The 19027-nt window shown below is 29.4% G+C and carries 15 protein-coding genes and 6 tRNA genes; 1 reads left to right on the top strand and 20 read right to left on the bottom strand.

The genetic code is table 11. From position 1 onward, the window contains the following. Nucleotides 1-212: 212 nt before the first annotated feature. Nucleotides 213-1346 carry a hypothetical protein gene (locus QZ286_RS06210; protein WP_291256103.1) on the bottom strand — a complete coding sequence of 378 codons (1134 nt, stop codon included), beginning with the start codon at nt 1344-1346 and terminating at the stop codon, nt 213-215. A 377-nt stretch (nt 1347-1723) separates the two neighbouring features. Further along, on the bottom strand, nt 1724-2629 hold the full coding sequence (locus QZ286_RS06205) for a hypothetical protein (RefSeq protein ID WP_291256102.1): 906 nt from the start codon (nt 2627-2629) through the stop codon (nt 1724-1726). 346 nt (nt 2630-2975) lie between these two features. Here QZ286_RS06205 and QZ286_RS06200 point away from each other — a divergent pair, with 346 nt between their 5' ends. Next, on the top strand, nt 2976-4112 hold the full coding sequence (locus tag QZ286_RS06200; protein ID WP_291256101.1) for a cyclically-permuted mutarotase family protein: 1137 nt from the start codon (nt 2976-2978) through the stop codon (nt 4110-4112). Nucleotides 4113-4507: 395 nt separating this feature from the next. On the opposite strand, the gene QZ286_RS06195 is transcribed toward QZ286_RS06200, so the two are convergent. The 18 genes from QZ286_RS06195 to feoB all read right to left on the bottom strand — a co-directional run. Next, a complete protein-coding gene (locus QZ286_RS06195; RefSeq protein ID WP_291256100.1) occupies nt 4508-4888 on the bottom strand; it encodes a hypothetical protein in 381 nt (126 codons plus the stop codon). Between the two features lie 26 nt (nt 4889-4914). Continuing rightward, nucleotides 4915-6030, bottom strand: a complete 1116-nt coding sequence (locus QZ286_RS06190) for a hypothetical protein (RefSeq protein ID WP_291256099.1) — start codon at nt 6028-6030, stop codon at nt 4915-4917. Then, on the bottom strand, nt 6011-7660 hold the full coding sequence (locus QZ286_RS06185) for a hypothetical protein (RefSeq protein WP_291256098.1): 1650 nt from the start codon (nt 7658-7660) through the stop codon (nt 6011-6013). The genes QZ286_RS06190 and QZ286_RS06185 overlap by 20 nt, the downstream gene beginning before the upstream one ends. A 19-nt stretch (nt 7661-7679) precedes the next feature. After that, a complete protein-coding gene (locus QZ286_RS06180; protein WP_291256097.1) occupies nt 7680-9212 on the bottom strand; it encodes a hypothetical protein in 1533 nt (510 codons plus the stop codon). Nucleotides 9213-9460: 248 nt separating this feature from the next. Then, nucleotides 9461-9544 (bottom strand) — tRNA-Leu (locus QZ286_RS06175). Nucleotides 9545-9558: 14 nt separating this feature from the next. Then, a tRNA-Thr gene (locus tag QZ286_RS06170) sits at nt 9559-9634 on the bottom strand. 10 nt (nt 9635-9644) lie between these two features. Continuing rightward, nucleotides 9645-9721: transfer RNA gene (locus QZ286_RS06165), tRNA-Asp, on the bottom strand. Nucleotides 9722-9728: 7 nt separating this feature from the next. Next, a tRNA-Val gene (locus QZ286_RS06160) sits at nt 9729-9804 on the bottom strand. Between the two features lie 3 nt (nt 9805-9807). Then, nucleotides 9808-9882: transfer RNA gene (locus QZ286_RS06155), tRNA-Glu, on the bottom strand. 5 nt (nt 9883-9887) lie between these two features. Beyond that, nucleotides 9888-9963, bottom strand: a tRNA-Gly gene (locus tag QZ286_RS06150). Nucleotides 9964-10073: 110 nt separating this feature from the next. Continuing rightward, nucleotides 10074-10556, bottom strand: coding sequence for a hypothetical protein (locus QZ286_RS06145; protein ID WP_291256096.1), 483 nt, complete (start codon nt 10554-10556; stop codon nt 10074-10076). A gap of 75 nt (nt 10557-10631) precedes the next feature. Beyond that, nucleotides 10632-11684, bottom strand: a complete 1053-nt coding sequence (glpX, locus tag QZ286_RS06140; RefSeq protein ID WP_291256095.1) for a class II fructose-bisphosphatase — start codon at nt 11682-11684, stop codon at nt 10632-10634. Nucleotides 11685-11709: 25 nt separating this feature from the next. Beyond that, nucleotides 11710-11991, bottom strand: coding sequence for a septum formation initiator family protein (locus QZ286_RS06135; protein ID WP_291256094.1), 282 nt, complete (start codon nt 11989-11991; stop codon nt 11710-11712). 4 nt (nt 11992-11995) lie between these two features. Continuing rightward, a complete protein-coding gene (def, locus tag QZ286_RS06130; protein ID WP_291256093.1) occupies nt 11996-12514 on the bottom strand; it encodes a peptide deformylase in 519 nt (172 codons plus the stop codon). Between the two features lie 26 nt (nt 12515-12540). Then, on the bottom strand, nt 12541-14850 hold the full coding sequence (gene priA, locus QZ286_RS06125) for a primosomal protein N' (protein WP_291256092.1): 2310 nt from the start codon (nt 14848-14850) through the stop codon (nt 12541-12543). An 8-nt stretch (nt 14851-14858) separates the two neighbouring features. Continuing rightward, nucleotides 14859-16940, bottom strand: coding sequence for a penicillin-binding protein (locus QZ286_RS06120; protein WP_291256091.1), 2082 nt, complete (start codon nt 16938-16940; stop codon nt 14859-14861). Nucleotides 16941-17095: 155 nt separating this feature from the next. Next, a complete protein-coding gene (locus QZ286_RS06115; RefSeq protein ID WP_291256090.1) occupies nt 17096-17290 on the bottom strand; it encodes a FeoB-associated Cys-rich membrane protein in 195 nt (64 codons plus the stop codon). A 33-nt stretch (nt 17291-17323) separates the two neighbouring features. Next, the coding region (gene feoB, locus QZ286_RS06110; RefSeq protein ID WP_291256089.1) for a ferrous iron transport protein B at nt 17324-19027 on the bottom strand (1704 nt) is incomplete at its 5' end.

The raw sequence follows: 19027 nt of genomic DNA, 5'->3' as shown, positions 1-19027 counted from the left end.
TAATAATAATTTTCTTCAATTATTTTTTTAAAGTCTTCCACTGCAATAGGTATTTTTTTCATATCTATATTCAGCTCCTCTCTTTGATACATGATATTCATTATACCATATTACAAATAAAATCTCTATAAATATAAAAAAATATAAAAAAAGTACCTGCTATTACACAGGTACTAAAAATTCTATTTAATTTTTACACACACTCAACAAGACTAGAATGCTACATTAAATCCTGCGAATGCGTATGGTTGCCATCTCCAGTTAGATGCATCCTCTTCAGCTGTTATAGTCCAGTTTCTGTACTCTGCTCCAGCTCCTGCGAATAAGTTTACAAATTCAGTAGCTTGGTAGTTAAGAGTTACATCAGATGAGAAGTATGCTTCATAACTAGCATATTCTGACTCTCTATAACCAAAAATAGAATTTCCTTCAGCATCAGATCCTTTAACTCCATAATCATGACCATTTAATTGTCTATTTGAATAGTTATAAGTGTCATATCCTCCTTCTGAGTGCCAATTTACAGTCATTTTATCTGCAGAGTATAGAGTAGTATCTTGCATTAATACAGCTTTAACAGATACTCCATATTTATCTACATATCCATTTCCTCCATTATATGCACTTTCTTCTCTAGCAGTTTTTCCAAATTTAGTATAATCAAATCCATCGATCTCTACTTCAGTACTGAATCCAAATGGTAATTGGTTGATCCAATCCATATATAATCCTAAAGTATATGAATAGTTACTAGAGTTAGAATCATTCCAAGCATAAATAGCTCTTGGTCCAACTACAAAGTTAGTTGTTTTGATAAAGTCATTATCAAACATATAGTCAGCGAATTGGAAATCATATCTGTATTGAATACTTTGTGAACTTCCTTCATTTTTATACTCTACAAATGAAGTCCCATTTACTTTAGTATCTCCTAATAATCCGTGGTTATAGTAGTATTGTACTCTTACTTGATCTTCTTTACTTTTACCACTAAATCTATCTTTATTAGCTAGACTCTCATATGATCTACTTCTGATATCTAAAGTTTGGTTTTCAGTAAAGTTGATGTTAGTTTGTAACTCAAGTCTAGAATATCTGTTGTTTTTATTCCAGTTAGGATATCCTATTCTTTGTTGTCCTTCAGTTCTATCATAGTATCTGTATTCTCCTCTTACAAATCCATTTGGTCTGAATCCTTCTTCTTTATCTCTGTACACGATAACTTCTTTTTCTACTACTTGTACTGGAGCTTCTTCTACAACTACAGGTGCTGGAACAACTTCCTTAGCTGAAGCAGCAGCAGAAACTACTAATAGTGATCCTAATAAAAGTGCTAATCTTTTCATAAGTATCTCTCCTTCTTTTTTTTCATAAATTTTTCATAGATCTACAAAAAATAGATCTACTTTTCTCCCGTTAAGATAACTATACCTCATTTTCTTTGATTTGTAAATACTTTTTTTACCTTTTCTTATTTTCAAACACTCTCTTATATCACGTTTCATTCATATTTTCTTCTCAAAACTCTTTATTTATAAGGGATTGTGAATAATTTTTATTTTTTTATCTAAATTTAAATATTTTTTTATTTTTTTATCTGTTTAGTTTATAGTCTATTTTTTATTTAAATTTCAAAATAAAAACAGGAATTGAAACATATTAACACACTTGTTCAATTCCTGTTGTGATTTAAATTAATTTTTTGCTAAATTCAGTGGATAAATTAGAATTTATAATTCCATCCAATTCCAATATCTTGATAGTTGTCATTTGCATCATGATAATCACTTCTCTTAGCACCATTCTCATATTTATAATCTTTAAACTCATATCCATAGTATCCATATACAGTTAAAGAATCTGATACCTTATATGTAGGTCTTAAGTATAGTCTTATTCTTCCAAAGTCGTCATAATGTCTATTTTTTGTTGACACTCCATTTGGATAATCTTTATAGTCAGCAGATGTTGATAATGATACTCTACCTTCAAAATCCAAGAAGAATTTTTCTCCCTTATATAATGGGTGCCATACTCTTAATTGGTGCTCAAAATAATCTTCTTGTGCTCCTCCTGTTATATCACCTTTAGCATCTTTTGCTACTGATAAATCCCCTACAAATTTTTGATAGTTAACAAAATATCCAATTTTTAAATCTCCAAATTTAACCCCAAGTGGGAAAAATTCAGAGTTTATATTGTCAGTTGCTCCTGGAGTTCCATTATTTGATTCATACCAAACATCTCCTGATGACCAGAACCAATCTTTTGAATAGTCCCATCTTGCATAATGTCTATCTAGATTTTTTTGTCCTCTATATCTATATCCCAATTTTAAATTATCAGTAACTTTATTCCACACATCTATTTGTAATCTTGAATCAGTACTATCTAGTCCATCATGATCATCATAAGACCAGAATTTTCCAGCTTGTAATCCAAATGCCCAATCTCCATATGATAAATTAACCATATTTCCAAAGAATATACTATCTACATCTTGTTTTCCATCAGAATTTTCTATCTCGATCTCTTGTCCTATGCTTGTTACTTTTAGAACTGGTGCTTCAGCAAAAGCTGCTGCTGATACTATTCCCATTGTTGCTAATAATAATGCTAATCTTCTCATAAAACTTAATCCTCCCATTTTACATTTAACGTGAATGTGAAAACAAATGACTCCCGATTCATTTGTTTTCATGTAGTCATCATAACCTATTTTTTTAAAAAAATCAAGTTTTTTTTATTTTTTTAGTTGTTTTTGTTAATTATCAGTTCAATTAATCTTATATTTCATATGTTTTTTATAAAATTTATTAAAAAACTTTTGTTTAGACTTTTTATTTTTCACAAAATTACGCATTTATATGTTCCATTAAAAAAAATACTGTTGACTTATGAGATAATATGTTGTATCATCATATTATAAAATTATGTTCACGAGTGCAAATGATGAATTAATTTGGAGGTTTATTATGAAAAAAATTTTATTTGCTGCAATAGTTTCATCTCTAGTTTTAGCTGGTTGTTCATCTACAAATGTTGTAAAACAAGCTAACGTTGACAAAAAAATAGTTTGGGAGACTGCTGGTCATCTTCCAGCTCAAAAAGGATACGAAAAAAATATAGGTACTGCAGGTGTTCTTTATGGATCTCTTGGAGAAAAGTACATAGTTGTTGGTGGAGGAGCTAACTTCCCTATCAAACCTACTGCTCAAGGTGGACCTAAAGTTTTATACTCAGATATCTATGTTATGACTGAAAACAATGGGCAACTTGAAGTTGTTGAACATACAAACCTACCTCACGAGATAGGATATGGAGCTTCTGTAACTACACCTGAGGGAATCTACTATATCGGTGGAGCTGCTCAAGCTGAACAAGATAATGATATCTGGTTCTTAACTATGAAAGATGGTAAATTAGATGCTCAAAAAATAGGAGATCTTCCTTTCACATTCCAAAATGGTGGAGCAGTTGAAAAAGATGGAAAATTATATATCCATACTGGTAAACAAGATGGAAAAGCTTCAAACAAATTCTACTCTTATGATTTAGAAACTAAAGAGGTTGTAGAGTTAGCATCTGTACCTGGAGATACTAGAACTCAATCTGTTTCTCAACTATTAAATGGTGAATTATATGTATTCGGTGGAGGAAACTCTAAAGCTTTTGTTGATGGATATAAATATAATTTCGATACAAATACTTGGACTGAGGTAGCTTCTGTTGTTATAAATGGTAAAGAGATCTCTGTTCTTGGAGCTAATTCTGTTAAATTAAATGAAAATGAAATGATGGTTATTGGTGGATTTGAAAAACAATTATGGAATGATGCTAACTACTATCTTGGAAATTTAAAAGGAGAGGAATTAGCTAACTATAAAGCTAACTACTTTGGTGCTGATCCTGCTGAATTTGGATGGAATAGAGAGGTTTTAGTTTATAACGCTAATACAAACTCTTGGAAATCTATTGGAGAGATCCCATTTGATGCTCCTTGTGGTGAAGGATTAGTTCTTTTAGAAAATAAAGTTTTCTCTATCAACGGAGAGATCAAACCAGGTGTTAGAACTGATAGAATGTACACAGGTACAATTATAAAAAAATAATTACCCCTAAATAGAAAAAAGTTAGGCTAGTGGAGCAATCTATTAGCTTAACTTTTTTTATTTTCTAAATAATTTTATTTTACAAATAAAAAAGCGGAATTGACAACTAGGGAATCAATTCCACTCTTTAGGGAGAGATTTTTATGTTAATTTATTTATTAGCGTTTTTCCCTCTGGGAGAGAGGGAATATTAGGGAAAGTTTATGAAAAAATTATCATTATTATTAGGTTACTATTTAGACTAACTTTTGTATAAAAAAGTTTAAATCTTTTTTATTATTTTTTTGTCTAATCTCATCTAATTTTTATATACTATTTAGACTTAGTTAGTTAAAAAAAAGTTTAAATTTTTATAAATTTCTTTCATTCACTTATCTAATTTTACATTTTCTCCTTCAATTATTTTCTTCTGCTAAAACTCGTTTCTTATAGTTTTGAAAAATTATAGAGTTTATAATAGAATAAAATATCTTTATAACACTTATTACTATTCTTAAGCCATCAAGTATTAATTCTTTTTCCTCATAACTTAATGACCCAGCATCATCAAATCCTATAAAGAATACAACAAAAAAAGATAATACCATTATTAAAGCAATGAAAATTGTTAATAATAGCAGACTTTTTATATGGAATTTTTTTGAATATTTATTATTATTTGCATAAATTGCCACTATTACAACATTAAAAATTATAAGAAATATATTATTTCTTAAGAAAAGCATATTAACAATAAAAATAAAGGGGTCAAATTTCCATGTTTTTGTATTTTCCAATATATTATTATAAAAATTTTTCAAGTTTAATCATCTCCCTCTACTTCTTTATATAATAATTCTCCTTTTTTACTAAAGAAAAATTCAACCTTTTTATCCCCCTCTTTTTTCACTTCATAAAATTTTGTTCCATCTTTTCTATACTCAATATAATATTCAATCTCATCAGAAATATTTTTTCCTGAATAGATAGATTTTGATAAAAGCGTTCCATCTTCATAATATTTTTCATATATAAGTTTTTTATTAGTTTCATCATAGTAACTATTACTATTTAAATTTCCATTCTCATAATACATTTTACCTATTGGTAAAGTTTTTACTTTTCTTTCGTAGACTACACTTTTTAAATTTCCATTTTCATAATAATTTTCATATTTTTCTAAAAGTAATTTTTTATCTTCTACCACTTTATTTTTTAAATTTCCATTCTCATAGTAAATTTCTTCATAGCTTTTTACCACTTCATCACCTGAAAAATAAAGTTCACTTTTTTTCGTTAGTTTTCCATTTTTATAATCTTCATAAAAACTAACATCACCTTTTTTTTCAAAATATTTTTCTTTTTTTCCAGTGTTATCGTAAGTAATATCTGCCTCTCTTCTTTCATTATCACCATATCTTTTATATGTTTCTATTTTTCCATTTTTATAATATGTTATATGTTTACCAATAGGCACACCATTTTTATAATTTTTTTCAGAAAGAATATCCTTAGAATCAAGATAATATTCTCTTTGAACACCATCAAATTCTCCATCTTTATAATTATAATCTAATACCAAGTTTCCTTTAGGGGAATATAGCTTATACTCCCCATTTTTTTCTTTTTCAACTTCATCAATATTAGGATTTAATTTATTTCCACCCTTATCAAATCTTTCTTCTTTTTCCCCATCTTTTAAATATATCAATGCTCCATTTTCACTATAATTTTCTATTCTATCTCCTACTTTTCTATATTTTATATTCCCATTATGATAATAAGTTTCCATATCTCTATTTTCATAGGCTTTTCTCTCTGCTTTTTCTTTTGAATACTTTGTATATATTTTTAAAGTTGGAAGATATTGTGAAAATTCTAAAACTACACTAAGGATAACTGACATAATAAGTATTTTTTTAAATTTTTTCTTCTCCATCATTATCTCCTATTTCCTCAACTATTACTTCAAATTTTTCTTCCTCAATATTTTCTTTTTCTGTATTTTCAATTTCTATATTTTTACCATCATCAGTTTTTATTTCTTCTTTTACCACTCTTAAATAGTAATCACATAAACTTAAATTTAAATAACATCTCATTAAAAAGAATAGAACATAATAAAAAATTGGATTTAAAGTTGTATATGTATGTATAAACCCTATAGAAGTAAGTACATAAGATAAAACCACTGCAATTACAATTAAAGCATTTGAATTAATAAGTCTTTTTACAATTTTTAAAGCAACTTTTTTATCCCCTCTTAATATTGACAAGTTCTTCATAATAAAAAATAAAAATCCTAAATAGAAAACTGTAAATAATATAAATCCTCCAACAACGAGAAAGGTTTTTATAAAATATTCCACCATATTTTCAGCCATTCTCCAAATAATAGCTGAAATTACCATATAAGAAATACATATGACAAAAGATATTCCCATTGATTTCAAAAACTTTTTAAAATTAATTTTTACATTTTCCCCTAAATATTTAAAGTTTATTTTATAAAGTATAAGTTCCAAACTGAAAAATATCAATATTAATATTAATATTAGTAAAAATAAAATATTTTGTCTATACATTGAAATAATACTTTTATAGACAATATAAACTAATAAAATTGTAACTAATCCTTGAGTTAAAATCAGACAAAAGAAGTTTGTTAAATAATATTTTATATTTTTATTCTTTAACACCTTAGTTGTAATTAACATTTCATCACTTTCAAGAATAGTTTTTATTAATATAAAAATTAAAATTACTCCAAAAACTACTACTATGTATGGAAGTTTAAAAGGACTATCTAATAAATTTAAAGGAAATCTTGTTTCAAACGGTATTAGAAAATTATACTCACTTTTAAGTAATACACTTCCTTTACTTATCAAAATAGTATCCATTACAATAAATATGTAAGATATAAAAATAGCAACTTTTTTAGATACTGTTTTTGAAAAATGTTTCAACATATTAACTACAGAAAAATTACTTTCACCCTTATCCACTAAAATTGTAAATACTGATAATAAATTTAGAGTAATAAAAATTGTTAAAGAGCCTCTAATAAGTAAATATGAAGTACCCATAAAAAATATTTTTAATTTTTCTTCTAGTGGTAAAATCATAAACTGCCAATCTTTAGAATGGTATATAAAAGCATTTTCAAATATTACCATACTATCACTTTGAAAACTTACCAAAATAATATAATTTAGAAAATTTAAAGCTATCAATACTAAAATTAATATTAAAAATCTTTTTACTTTTTTACTTTTATCTAAAGATTCTTCTAAATGATTTTCTAACTCTACTTTTTTTCTTCCAAATAATATTAAATAAATAATAGAAATTATTAATATATTTTTAGAGTTCTTAATGACTATAGCTAAAAAATAATACAAGTAACTATCTTCTATTTCTAATAGTTTAAATATAGGTGTAAGTATAGATACATAAATAGCCTTTTCAAGAAATAAATAATTAAAAGTTAGTAATATTGTTGCCAGTATTCCTTTAATTACATTGTTTTTTACAAAATCAAATGAATTTTTTAATATTTTCTCCATATTCTCTCTCCTCATTATATTAATTATATTCTTTTTTTAATTCTCCATTTATATCATAAAGTTTTGTATGACTTTTAATTGATGATGAATAATCAGGCATTATCATTTCACTATCTCTTTTTATTTTTCCATTTTTGTAATAGCTAATATTCTTACTTATTACCTCGCCTTTATTATCCTCTAATATTTCTTCATATCTTAATTTATGATTGTCCCCATAGAATTTTTTACTATGCTTTTTATCATCATGGTATATACTTCTTATTATATTTCCATTCTCATCATATTCTTCCAATTCATAAATTCTTTTTTTTCTTGTATCATTAGATTTTTCTATAGTTTCTTTCTCTTTAAAGTTAATATTTCCATTTTTATAATAGCTAACTATTAAAAAAACTGTTGCATCTTTATTATCTTCAAATCTTTCTTCATAAAATAAATTTCCATCATCTCTATACTTTTTCATATTTTGAGGTTTTTTTACTACAGTTTCATCATAAGACTCATCTGCCATTCTTCTAACCTTAGCTTGATAAAGTTCTTTAGAGGTTTCTTTATCAAAAACTAAAATACCCTTTTTATTAAAATATCTTTCTATATCTTTCCCATCTTTTGAATATTTTTCATAAGCTATTTTTCCATCAGGATATTTTATTTTATACCCCTCTCTTTTATTAGCTTTTTCTTTATAATCTTCATAACCTTTATCAATAAAAGTATCTTTTAAATCATTATTTATATATTTTTTTTCTTGTAAAAGTTTTTCACTTTCATCATAAATTCTTTCTATTTCATATCTTTTCCCTTCTTCTTTACAAGCTTCTATTTCTTCTCTTTTCTTATTTCCATTAGGAAAATATGAAATCTTTTTTATATCTCCTTTTATTATAGGTAAGTCCTTATAAATAGTTACTTCTTCATAAACTGATAATATATTTCCTTCCCCTAGTTTTTTTTCACTTTCTTTATATATCCCTTCATCTACTTCTACAACATTTTCTTTTTCTAAAATTCCATATCTATATTCTCTAGTTATTGATAAAGGACCTTCAACTATTTTTTCTTCTTTGCTTTCTTTCTCATCTATCTTTTTATACAATTCATCATATGACATTCCAGAAAATATATCTTCTCCCCTATAATATACCTTCTCTATATCAGGCATAATACTTTGTCTATCAATTCTACCATCTTCTGAAAATATTGAATTATACCCTTCATTTTTACTTACTAATAGTCTTCCTACTCCATCTTTATATATTATTTTTGAAGAAAGTTCTCCATCTTCAAAAAACTCTTTCTCTAAATATTTTTCTCCTTCATCATATTTAGTTATTTTTTTTATGCCTCCACTTTCATAATAGCTTCTTTCTTCTACCTTTATTCCCTCTACATAATCTTCTTCTAATACTTTTATATTAGTATCCTTTTTTATATATTCCACATAACCAGTTAAAGGTTCATTTGTTTTCTCATCATAAACTATTTCTGGTTGTGAAAAAGTTAAAACTGAAAAAAATACAAATAAATTAAATACTATTTTTCTTACCATTCATATCCCCCACTTCATATAAAATATTTTTTCTCCCCTTTATTTGATTTTCTCTTCCATAAAAATTTAAAAAAAAATCTATTATTTAAATTCCTGTTTCTTACTTTTTTAATGATACTTCAAGTCAAAATAATAGTTTTTTATATCATATATAAAATATTTTTTTTTGTCAATATTTAAAGTAAAATAAAATTTAAATAAAAAAACTCTAACTTAATCACTGATTAAATTAGAGTTACAATTCTAAGTGGTGCGAAGAGAGAGACTTGAACTCTCACGTCTGGGACACTAGATCCTAAGTCTAGCGCGTCTGCCAATTCCGCCATCCTCGCGTCTTATAAAAAAATGGTGCCGCTTATCGGAGTCGAACCAATCACCTACTGATTACAAGTCAGTTGCTCTACCAGATGAGCTAAAGCGGCACTTAAAATATGGCGGGAGTGACGAGGGTCGAACTCGCGACCTCATGCGTGACAGGCATGCGCTCTAACCAACTGAGCTACACCCCCATATTAATGGTGGTCTCAACAGGACTTGAACCTGTGACCCCCTGCTTGTAAGGCAGGTGCTCTCCCAACTGAGCTATGAGACCAAGTGGTACCCCGTAGGGGAATCGAACCCCTGTTTCCAGAGTGAAAATCTGATGTCCTTACCACTGAACGAACGGGGCATCTTTGGAGCGGGAAACGAGGGTCGAACTCGCGACATTCAGCTTGGAAGGCTGACGCTCTACCAACTGAGCTATTCCCGCAGACAAGAATAATAATATCATATTATATATTTTTTGTCAAACATTTTTTTATCTTTTTTTTAATTTTTTTTCACTTTTTTATAAAAACCCTTTATTTCCAATGGTTTTTACTATTTTTTTATTATAAATTTTTCCTTTAATATCTCTTTTAAGCAATATACAAATCTAACTTTTTTATTCATATAAAGAGGAATTAAATACTGTTTTTTATCTACAGTTATAACATCTAACATAGTTTCTAGATTTTTTCCTATCTTTCCCTCTTTCATAGTACAGCTCTCTATCTCATCTAAATTTATCTCTGTCTTCATAAATTTCATTTTTCTATTTACTCTATCAATAGCAATTTTATAACTAAATGTTCCTTTAAGCTGTTTAAATCCAATATAAAGGAATATCACTCCAAACCCTACTCTTACTATGCCTTCACCCAATCTAGCCATATATATTTGAAATAAAGCGATCAGAATTAGTGGTATTCCTATTCCTAACCCTACAACTATCTTCTTTCCTTCATTTGAGAAGTTTTCAACATCTTTTAATTCAAATTTTGCCCCTTCAACTTTTTTTACAAATTCCTCATAAAATATCATTTTTATCATCCTTTCCTATACAAAAGGCGACCAAGAATTTAAAATATTTTTTTGGTCGCCTAATAATTAATAACTTTATTTTACTAAATGACTGATTTTCTCATCTTTAAAATCTAAGTTATGTACAGAGTTTATATATCTTATTGTCTTACTTTTTCCTCTTACAACTAGAGTTTGAGTTCTAGCTATATTTCCTTTTCTCTTGATTCCCTCTAAAAGATCTCCACTTGTAATTCCTGTAGCTGAGAATATTACCTCATCATCTTTTACAAGATCATCTAGTTTTAAAACATCTCCAACTCTTAATCCCATCTGCTCACATCTAGTTTTTTCATAGTTAGATATCTTATCATTTTCTAAAGTTACACCTTTTACTTCACTTCTAAGTTTTAATCTGGCTTGCATATCTCCACCTAAAGCTCTTATAACTGCAGCTGAAATTACCCCTTCTGGTGCTCCTCCTATACCGTATAGGATATCCACATCTGAATCAACTATACAAGTTAAGATTGATCCTGCTACGTCTCCATCAGGTAGAGCATATACTTTTATTCCTAATTTTTGTAAATCTTTTATTATCTGTGTATGTCTAGGTTTATCTAAAACAACTACCATCATATCTCTTAAATCTTTATTCAATACTTTTGCAACATTGTTTATATTGTCTATAAGAGGTTTTTCTAAGTCAATAGCTCCCTTTGCCTCTGGTCCAACTATTAATTTCTCCATATACATATCTGGAGCTTTTAGGAAACTTCCTTTATTTCCTACTGCAAGAACTGTAATTGCATTTGCTTGTCCTTGAGCAGTCATTCTTGTTCCCTCTACTGGATCTACAGCTATATCTACTAGTGAACATCCATCTAGAGTCTCTCCCTCTTCAATCTCATCTTCTGGTTGAGTTGCTCTTCCTACTCTCTCACCAATATAAAGCATTGGAGCCTCATCTATCTCTCCCTCTCCAATTACTATCTCTCCATCAATTGAAATTCTGTTAAGCATTGTTCTCATAGCATCTACTGCTGCTTGGTCAGCTGCCTCTTTATCTCCTCTACCTACCCATTTGTGAGCGGCTAAAGCTGCTGCTTCTGTTACTCTAGCAAATTCTAGTGCTAATTCTCTTTTCATACTCTCCTCCTAATTATACTTTATGTTAATTTTTTATAAACCTGTATATCTCTTCATTCTCTTTTACCATCTGAAGTCTATTTCTAGCGATACTCTCCCTTTGAAAATCATCTTCTAGATTATCTATCTTATTATTATAATCCTCTATTTTCAATTTTGTTTTCTCTATCTTCTCATTTAACTCTATCTGTTCCTTTTTTAACTTCTCTATTTTTACAAAACTCCTATATATATAGGGTACAAAATAGTAGAGATTTAAAAGTATGATTAAAAATAGAAAAAACTTTAAAACATTACGTCCATTCATAAGACTACTCCTCTATCTTATTCTCTCTTAGAGTCTCCTTTTTCAAACTTTGTAATTTTTTACTTATCATTCTTTTAGCTATTGGAGAGATTTTATCAACAAATAGAACAGCCTCTAAATGATCAAACTCATGTTGCATAATTATAGCTAGAAAACCTTCTACTTCCTCAGTTACCTCTTCTCCCTTTTCATTCATATACTCAACTCTAATCTTCTCTGGTCTCTGTACCTTCTTATATATTCCAGGTACACTCAAGCACCCCTCTTCACACTCTATCAAATTTTCAGTTAAAGGAGTTATTACAGGATTTATTACCTTTCTTACCACTCCATCTCCCTGATCACACACGAATATTCTCTTTGAGATCCCCACTTGAGGAGCTGCAAGTCCTACTCCCTTAGTCTCATACATAGTCTCAACCATATTATCTAAGATTTCCAATATCTCATCATCTATCTTCTCAACCTTCTGAGCCACCTCTCTCAGTATTGGATCTCCATACTTTCTTATTTCATAAATCATCTATTTTTTCACCTCTATAAATTTTATCATATCAAATTAATTGGATCAATATCTACCACTATTCTAATTTTATCATTTTTTTCATATTTTGTAAGCTTTAATTTTAATTTCTTTTTAAATTTATTGATCTCTTTCAAATTTCCCTTTACAAAAATATTGTGTCTATACCTATCCTTTACTTTGTACACCATACTTCTCATAGGTCCGTAGAGTTCTACCTCATCTGATTTTATATCCTCATATAGATCCTTCACAAACTCCTCAACATACCTCTCATACTTAGAGGATATTCCTATATTTATAGTTTTTGAAAAAGGTGGATACTCCAACAGCTCTCTATTTCCTATCTCACTCTCATAGAATCCCTCATAATCACTGTTTTTTACCTTTTCAAATACTGGGTGTTCCTCCTGATAAGTCTGTACTATTACCTTTCCTTTTTTCTCTCCTCTCCCAGCTCTTCCAGCCACCTGAACTACCAGTTGAAATGTCTTTTCTCCAGCTCTAAAATCTGGAAAGTTAAGAATTGTATCTGCATTTACAACTCCTACCAATGTTACATTTGGAAAGTGTAATCCTTTTGATATAAGTTGCGTTCCTACCATTATATCATACTTTTTATTTAAAAAATCATAATACATCTTCTCAAAAAAATCTCTATCCTTTGACATCTCAGAATCTACCCTTATTACTCCCACATCAAAGTATTTTTTTATCTCTTCCTCTACTCTCTCTACTCCCTTTCCACTGTGAACTAAATTTTTACTTCCACATTTGCTACAATGTCCTGTATATCTCCTTACTTTCCCACAGTAGTTACACTTCAATACACCTTGACTTGAGTAATAGCTATACTTTATAGAGCAATGGTCACACTCCTCTACATGCCCACAATCTTTACATTGGACATATGTCGAATATCCCTTTCTATTGAGTAATAATAGTACCTGCTCCCCTTTTAAAAGAGTCTTTCTTATCTCATCTAGCAATTTTTTGCTAAAGTAGAGACTCTCCTCTTTTTTCATATCCACAATCTCTATATCTGGAAGAACAGCTTCATTATAACGTTTTTTTAATTCTAAGAGTTTAAATATCCCCATCTGTGCATAGTAATAACTCTCTATTGAAGGAGTAGCCGATCCCAATATCAATTTTGCCCCCTCTAATTCTGCTCTTTTCAAGGCTACCTGTTTGGCATTATATCTAGGATTATTATCCTGCTTATAAGTTGTCTCATGTTCCTCATCTAAAAATATATAACCTAAATTTTGCACTGGAGCAAATATTGCTGATCTTACTCCCAGAACTATTTTTTTCTGTCCTGTATAGATATTATACCACTCTTTAGCCCTCTCACTCTGCGTCAATTTACTGTGTAAAATAGCTATATTCTCTCTGAACTCCCCTTTGAATCTATCTATCATCTGAGGAGTTAAAGATATCTCTGGAACTAAGAATATACTACCCTTTCCAGCTTTAAATCCAGATTTTATTATACTGATATACACCTCAGTCTTTCCAGATCCAGTGATACCTTTTAATAGATAATACATATCTTCACCTGATAAAACACTGTTTTTAGCTCTCTCCTGTTCATCATTTAGTATTTTATCTCTATTCTCTATCTCACTTTCGACTTGATACTCCTCTTTTTCCTCTTCCTGTTTCATCAGTTTTTCCAATCTCAGATCCCCTGATTTAACAAGTTTTTCTAAATATTTTTTAGAAAAATTTTTCTCAAGTATCTCATCTCTAACCAACTCTCTCTGCTTAAAATACTCGAATATATCTCTATCTAAAACACTCTCTATATTTGAATTTTTATAGTTTAATCTTATACTGTTTTTTCCATACCTTTGGAGTAATTCATCTTTTAAATACTCATTGATCTTATCCAATCCAAACTTTTTAGTCAGAGTTGGTTTTCCAACAGTTACTTTTTTTACAAAATACTCTCTTATCTCTTCATCTACTATCTCATCATTTATAAACTCAAATATATCTCTAGGAAAATAGTATCTCTCATATTTTATGCTCAAACCACTTGGAATTGCAGCTGTAATAACTTGATCATAGGTACTCATATAGTAATTTTTTATCCAGATTAAAAGCTTTATATACTTCTCATCTAATTTTATAGAGTTTTCCAATAATCTTATTATGGGTAAAACTTCAAAATCCTTCTCCTCATCACTATCTCTTGTTATTATAAGACCTGTTCTCTCTTTTTTTCTAAAAGATACAACTACTCTATCCCCTATAGAATATCTATCATCTGTATCTGCATAAGTATAGAGTTCTCTTGTATTGTCCACATATATCTTATAATATCTCATATCTGCTCCTATTCTAAAATTATTTTAATCTCCTTCACCTTTTCTAAAGATGCTCCTGGTTTTGGAAATTGATCTTTTACCAATCCAACTCCTGATACTTTTACCTCTATATCTGTATCTTTAAAAATATAGATTACATCTTTTGGATTTATTCCAGTCAAGTCTGGCATTACAACATCATTTAACGCTTCTTGCTGTATCTTCTCAAAACTCTCAACCTTAGATATACTTGAAATATTGTCTGAGAGAATATTTTTACTCTTGCTTATTCTTCTCACTATATCACCAAATACAGGTGCTGCTGTTGCTCCTCCAAATTTCTCATATATAGTTTCCCCCTTAGGTTTTAAAAACATTACTAAGATTGTATATCTAGGCTTATCTACTGGGAAAAATCCTATAAAAGATGATAGGTAATTCTCTTTTAAATATCCACCTCTCGTACTCAATTGGGCAGTTCCTGTTTTTCCACCAACTCTATAACCTATTACCTCTCCTCTTTTAGCTGTTCCCTCTGAAACTACCTTTTCCAACATCTCTTTCATCTCTTTAGACAACTCTTCGGAGATTGTTCTACCCTTTACAGTAGGAAGATTTCTCCTTACAACTACTCCATTTTCATCAGTTATCTTATTAACTAAGTATGGTTTATATAGTATTCCTCCATTTATCAATGATGAAAATGCCACAGCCATCTGAATAGGTGTCACTACTATTCCCTGTCCAAAAGACATTGTACTCTTCTTTAATCCATCCCATCTCTTGTATGGAGTAGTATATGGTTTTATCTCATTTGGAAAATCTATACCTGTCTTCTCATAAAGTCCAAATCTTTTTAAATAGTTCTCAAACTCCTCATTGGTAAATCTATCACCTATCATTACCATACCGACGTTACTAGATTTTTTTAAAACTTCCTCAGTAGTAAGTACACCTTTAGTTCTACGACTGGCTTCTCTAATTGTATGTCTATACTTCTTTATAGTTCCATCACCAATATCAAACTTTGTATTTCTTTTAATTAATCCAGCATCTAGTGCTGATGCAACTATTAAAGGTTTAAATATTGATCCTGGCTCCATCTGGTTTTGAAATATAGGGTTTCTCAAAGCTTTATCCTTATATATTGTGTGATAAGATGTTGCCAATATCTTTCCAGTATTAGGATCCAATATTACTCCATATGCCTCTTCTGATTGAGATGATACAAATTTTTTCTCCATTTCCTCATTTAAAATGTACTGAATATCATTATCTATCGTTGTATGCAGATCTTTACCATCAAGATTTGTCCTTATATTATCTTGAGAGAAGGGAAGTTTTATCCTTCTATTTTTTGTATAGATATTTTGCCTTTTTATACTTATCTCTCTCAAATATCTCTCATACTCTTTCTCTAATCCAAATACACCTATTTTTTCAAAACTAGATTTTTGTGTATATCCTATGAATCCTATTAAATTCTTATACACATCACTTTTATAATATGTCCTTCTTATACTTCTATCAAACTGTATCTCATTTGCTGTAAGTTTATACTCCCTTGCTACATCTCTAATCTCCTCTTTTTCTCTCTCACTCAAGTTTTTAGCAACTACCTTGTATCTCTTTCCAGCTTTATAAGCCTCATTGAGCTCTTTCAATATCTTACTCTTTTTCTTTTTTAAAAAAGGTTTATCCAGTATTTTTTCTATCCCAACTATAGTACTCTCTCTATCATATAAAGCACTTGGATTTACTCCAAACATATATATATTTTGGTTAAATGCCAAACTTTTTCCAGAATTATCATATATATCTCCCCTATTTCCATAGAGAATATCATTTCTCTTAATCTGACTCTTTACCTTCTCATCATACATTGTTTTGTTAAATATCTGAATGTATATCAATCTTACCACTACTAATAAAACCAAAAAAAGAATGATATTTGCTGACAACATCGCTCTTTGATTAAAGTTATTGGTTCTAGTATACTCCTTCTTTTTAGCAAAAATATATAAAAAATAAAAAAATAGTAAAAATAAAAAGATAACTAAAAGATAAATCTTATAATATATTGCCACTCCAAAGCCAACTATATTAGCCAATAAGGAAAATAATTTTATATACCTCACTTGAACTCCTCCACTAATTTTCTCACTTATTTAATTATAACAAATTTTATGAGTTCTTGTTATCTTTTTTTAATGAAAATATAAAAAGGTGTCTCTAGCAAAAGCCATTGACACCTTTATCTTATATTTTATTCGTGATGGTTTCCACAGTTACATTTGTGTTCCTTGTCTTTATGATCATGTCCACCACAACCACAACTACCAGAACTACACTTTCCACCATCTCCACAACTACACCCTTCACCTTTAAAAGTTCTCAATAAACTTCTAATTGCAAAGAATCCAATCACGGCTATTATAGCTATTAAAATTGCTGTTTTCATAAAATCTCTCCTTTCATTAGAGATCTTTAAATATTAAAAGAATAATTTTCCAATTTGGAATATCAATGTTGAAACAACATATGGTACTACTAACATTATTCCAACTACTTTTCCTAAATATCCCCAACCAAATTCATGTTTTATTGCTCCTAATGTAGCAACACAAGGTACTACTAATAGAATGAACGCCATAAATGAGTAAGCTCTTAATGGAGCAAGTTCATCATCTGGCCATAGGTTAGCTGTTGCTTTAACTATTCCTCTTCCCTCTTCCTCTATCTCATCAGCTTCTGGAGTAGCAAATAATCCTTCAACATCTAGACTTAGCATTCCCATTACTGAATCTTTTACAGCTCCACCAAGTCCTTTTATTTGCTCTGTTAAATCTTGAGCAAAAGTAGTCTCTTCAGTTACCTCTTCTGCCTCTTCGCTCTCATCTAATGGTAGGGCTTGAGCTAGGAATCCTACTACTACCTCTTTTGCTGCAATACTAGGTGGGATAGCTGCTACAGTTTCCCATCTGTCTCCAAATCCTGTAGGTTTCATTATTGGAGCAAATGCATGTCCAAATTTAGCTATATATGATGTATTTGAATCTCCATTATTTGGGAAGTATGTCAATGCCCATAAGATCATCATAATTCCTAAGATTACAGTTCCTGCTCTCTTAATATAATCAAATACTCTTAACCAAGTTGAATTTAATATAACTTTTAAACTAGGAATTCTGTATGGTGGTAACTCTATTAGTAATGCTTTATTCTCTGACTTGAATCCTTTTACATTCTTTAATACAAGTCCAACTAATATAGCCACTATAATTCCTAATAGATATATAGATACTACAACTAATCCTCCTTTAGCTCCAAAGAAAGCTGCTGTAAATAATCCATAAACTGGTAATCTAGCTCCACAAGACATGAATGGTGACATTGCTGCTGTCATCTTTCTTGAACTTTCATCTTCCATTGTTCTTGTAGCATAGATTGCTGGTACTGTACATCCAAATCCTACTACCATTGGAACAAATGATTTTCCATTTAATCCCAATCTTCTCATAACTTTATCCATTAAGAAAGCAACCCTTGACATATATCCACTCTCTTCTAAGATTGCTAAGAAGAAGTATAAGAACATCATAACAGGAACGAATGTAAGAACTCCTCCTACTCCTCCTACTATACCATCTGTGATTAATGAACTTAACCAATCTGGTGTTCCCTCTACTAACTTACCTACATATTTACCTACAAAGTCACCAAAGAATCCATCTATCCAATCTATGAAAGGAGCACTTCCGTTGAATACAAACGCCATAACTCCAGCCATAATCAATAGGAATAGAGGTAATCCTAAAACTCTATTTAATAGTATCTTATCCACTTTATCAGTAAAATCTAGTCTTGATTTTATTGATGTTGTAAATGTTTTTGCTAAAACTCCATTAACTGCTCCATATCTTTGCTCAGCTAATATAGTCTCACTATCATTATCATACTTATCTTCTAATTTTAATATTCTCTCTTCGAATTTTCCAGTTACATCTATATTGAATTTTGTTTTTAGCTTTTCGATTAAGTGACTATCTCTCTCTATTAGCTTTATAGCTATATACTCTGCTGAATATACTTTTAAAGCTTCTGAGTAGCTCTTATCTTCTTTTATCTCTTTTACAATCTCTTTTACTAGAGCAGTTGTTCCCTCATCAAATGGTAGTGAAAACTCTATATCTTTCTT

Source organism: Fusobacterium sp. (assembly GCF_019012925.1).
Lineage (GTDB): Bacteria > Fusobacteriota > Fusobacteriia > Fusobacteriales > Fusobacteriaceae > Fusobacterium_A.
This window is presented reverse-complemented; position numbering and strand designations above follow the sequence as displayed.